This is a genomic window from Pseudomonas sp. PS02303, assembly GCF_029959925.1.
GTDB classification, from domain to species: Bacteria; Pseudomonadota; Gammaproteobacteria; order Pseudomonadales; family Pseudomonadaceae; genus Aquipseudomonas; species Aquipseudomonas mandelii.
In genome coordinates this window covers 1-3443 of the sequence record NZ_JASCOM010000403.1, presented here as the reverse complement: position 1 = coordinate 3443, position 3443 = coordinate 1, and the positions used below count along the sequence as shown (strand labels likewise).

General features: G+C 61.8%; 3 protein-coding genes. All 3 read left to right on the top strand.

The features are described from left to right. Window positions 1-284 precede the first annotated feature (284 nt). The 3 genes from QMX98_RS33310 (at window position 285) to QMX98_RS33300 (ending at window position 3351) form a co-directional block, all read left to right on the top strand. The gene (locus QMX98_RS33310; protein ID WP_102595016.1) at window positions 285-1619 is read left to right on the top strand and encodes an acetamidase/formamidase family protein; all 1335 of its coding nucleotides are present in this window, start codon (window positions 285-287) and stop codon (window positions 1617-1619) included. 144 nt (window positions 1620-1763) lie between these two features. Further along, window positions 1764-2585 carry a DUF692 domain-containing protein gene (locus QMX98_RS33305; RefSeq protein WP_221106395.1) on the top strand — a complete coding sequence of 274 codons (822 nt, stop codon included), beginning with the start codon at window positions 1764-1766 and terminating at the stop codon, window positions 2583-2585. A gap of 10 nt (window positions 2586-2595) precedes the next feature. Next, entirely contained in the window at window positions 2596-3351 is a 756-nt protein-coding gene (locus QMX98_RS33300; protein ID WP_282412023.1) for a putative DNA-binding domain-containing protein, read from the top strand. The last annotated feature ends 92 nt before the right edge of the window (window positions 3352-3443 follow it).

The window sequence follows — 3443 nt, the reverse complement described above, 5'->3', positions numbered from 1 at the left end:
CCCGCGAAGTCGCCGTGTCAGTCGACAAAAGTATTGCCTGACACTCCGTCTTCGCGGGCAAGCCTCGCTCCTACAAGGATTGGCGATGTGTATCGCACTGTATCCAGCCGCCGTCCCGATACATTCCACTTCATTCGCGGCTCCCACCGAACACAGACCAGATACAAACCTGCGATGAACTGTAAAGGCTACCCAGCGCCCGAAATCCGGGGCTGTCGAGGCACTTTTCAGGGTCGTCGCAACAGACGGCCGTCTTTGCTCGTGACTCCGTGAAGGGAACAATAATGACCACGCTCGTGCCTGAAACCGACCTGAAATCCGCTCCCGTCAACCATCTGCGCGTCGATCAGTACACCAACGGTCTCATTGGCCCCAGCCAGCCGATGCTCGGCCCTCTGGCCGACGGCGGCACCCTGATCACCGGCACACCGCCGGGTTGCTGGGGCCCGATGATCACGCCCGCCTTCGAGGGCGGCCACGAAGTGACGCAACCGGTGGCCATCGCTGGCGCGGAAATCGGCGACGCCGTGGCGATCAAGATCAAGAGCATGCGCGTCACCTCGCTGGCGACGTCGTCCGGGGTCATGAGCTTTGTTGAGGGGCGCTACAACGGCGACCCGTTCGTCGCCAAATTCTGCTCCAAATGCGGCACCGACCACCCGGCCAGTCATGTCGAAGGCATTGGCGAGGAGTCGATTCGCTGTAACAACTGCGGCGCCGAGGTCAGTGCGTTTCGCTTCAGCCATGGCTACGTGATTGTGTTCGATGCACAGAATCAGGTCAGCCTGACCGTCAACCAGGACGTCGCCAACCGACTGGCCGGCAATGCCTCTGAAATGTCGGCGCTGCCGGAATTCGCCGCCCAGCATTCGATCCTGTCTCTGGCCCGTGCCGACATCCCCGGAGTTGCCGCGCACATGCGCCCGTTCCTCGGCAACATCGGCACCACGCCGTCCCGTGACTTGCCCGATTCGCACAACTGCGCCGATTTCGGCCAATACCTGATCAACGCCCCACACCGTTTCGGCATGACCCGCGAAGAGCTGCACGCGGCCAAGACCGACGGCCACATGGACACCAACTCGATCCGCGAAGGCTGCGTGTTGATCTGCCCGGTGAAAGTACCGGGGGCCGGTGTGTACATGGGCGACATGCACGCCCAGCAAGGCAACGGCGAGATCGCAGGGCACGCCACCGACTGCTCCGGGGAAACCGAAGTGGTGGTGCAAGTGGTGAAGAACCTGACCCTGGACGGGCCGATCCTCCTGCAAAACCTCGACGATCTGCCGCCGATGGCCCGGCCCATGAATGGCCAACAACGGCAGAAAGTCCGCGAACTGGGCGAGCGCTGGGGTCAGCATGAAATCGAGCAGAGCGGGCCGATCACCTTTATCGGCAGCGGTGAGAATCTCAACGTCGCCGTCGAGAACGGCTTGAAACGTGCCGCTTCGGTCACCGGTTTGCCGTATGACGAAGTGCTCAACCGCGCGACCATCACCGGCTCGATCGACATCAGCCGCCTGCCGGGCACCGTGCGCGTGACCTTCCTGTGCCCGATGAACGTGCTCGATCGCATCGGCATCGGCCATCTGGTACGCGAGAAATACGACCTGGCGTAACGCCTGCCGAAGGGTCTGTACCGGAGTGTGTACAGGCCCGTCGGCGATACAACCGCCACGATGTTCTGCCGAACCGGAACACAGCCCCGATACATCGCTTCGGTTAACTGTGACTCCGTACTGGCAACCCTTGAGATCGACACCATGCAGACCCCCATCACCTCAGCGAAAGCGACCGTCGGGCTTGGCTTGCGTCGCGGATTAATGAAGGACCTCCAGGCCGCCCGTACCGGCGATTTCGATTTCCTGGAAGTTGCGCCGGAAAACTGGATCGGCATCGGCGGCGCCCATGGCCATGCGCTGCGGGCCCTGGCCGAGCGTTTTCCGTTGTCTTGCCACGGCTTGTCGCTGTCGCTGGGTGGGCCGGCACCGCTGGACGTCGGTTTTTTGCAGGAAGTGCGGGTGTTCCTCGATCACTACAACGTGCCGCTGTACAGCGAGCACCTGAGCTATTGCAGCGATGACGGTCACCTTTACGACCTGTTGCCGTTGCCGTTTACCGAAGAAGCGGTGCACCACGTGTCCGCGCGAATTCGCCAGGCCCAGGACATTCTTGGCCGGCGTCTGGCGGTGGAAAACGTCTCCTACTACGCCGCGCCCCAGCAGGATATGGACGAAGTGACCTTCACCAACGCGGTCCTGCGTGAAGCCGATTGTGACCTGTTGCTGGACGTCAACAATGTCTACGTCAACTCGATCAACCATGGCTTCGATCCGCAGACCTTTCTGGCCGGCATCGATTCGGGCCGGGTGGTGGCGATGCACGTGGCCGGGCACTTCGATGAGTCCGACACGTTGAAAATCGACACCCATGGCGCGTCGGTGAAACCGGTGGTCTGGTCGTTGCTGGCCCAGGCCTACGCCCGGTTTGGCGCGCAACCGACATTGCTGGAGCGGGATTTCAACTTCCCCGCGTTCTCTGAACTGGTGACTGAATTGCAGACTATTCGTCGCTTGCAGGCCTAGGGGGTGAACCGTGGATAAGCCAGGCCTGTTTGACCAGCAAAACACATTGGGTCTGTACCTGCGTGACCCAGACCATTGCGCGCCGCCAGCCGGGATGGATGTGGCGCGGGCACAGGTTTACCGCGACCTGATTTTTTCCAACCTGTCGTTGTTGCTTAGCGGGACCTTTCCGGTGCTGATCAAGATTCTCGGTGATGAGCGTTGGCGTTCGCTGGTACGGATCTTCCTGCGGGACTGTCGTGCGCGTACCCCGAAATTCGGCGAAATCGCCCAGGAGTTTGTCGAGTTCCTGGCCTCGGAACCGAGTGCATTGGGCGAAGGTGTGTGGCCTCCGTTCATGGTGGAGCTGGCGCATTACGAGTGGGTCGAAATGGCGTTGCAACAGTCCGAAGCCGAGCCGTTGGCGCCGAGCGATGTGGCGTTGATTCTGGAGCGACCGTTGCAGGTTTCACCGTTGGCGTGGCCGTTGGCCTATGCCTGGCCGGTGCAGTTGGTGGGGCCGGATCATCAACCGGAAGCGCCACCGGCTCAACCGACTTTGCTGCTGGTGCGTCGAGCCGAGGACTGGAGTGTGAAATTTTCCGAGCTGAGCCCGCTGGCGTGGCGGTTGTTGCAGCGGATCGAGGCATTTCCCGAGCTGGACGGGCAGGCGCAGTTGGAAGGGCTGGCAGTGGAGGCGGGGGCCGTTGGATCGCCGGAGTTTATGGCGAGTGGCACGGCATTGTTGCGGCAGATGCATGGCGAAGGGGTGATTGGGTTGGCATGATCGTTCCCACGCTCTGCGTGGGAATGCCTCACCGGTCGCTCCGCGTCCGCTTCAGGGACGCGGAGCGTCCCGGGCTGCATTCCCACGCAGAG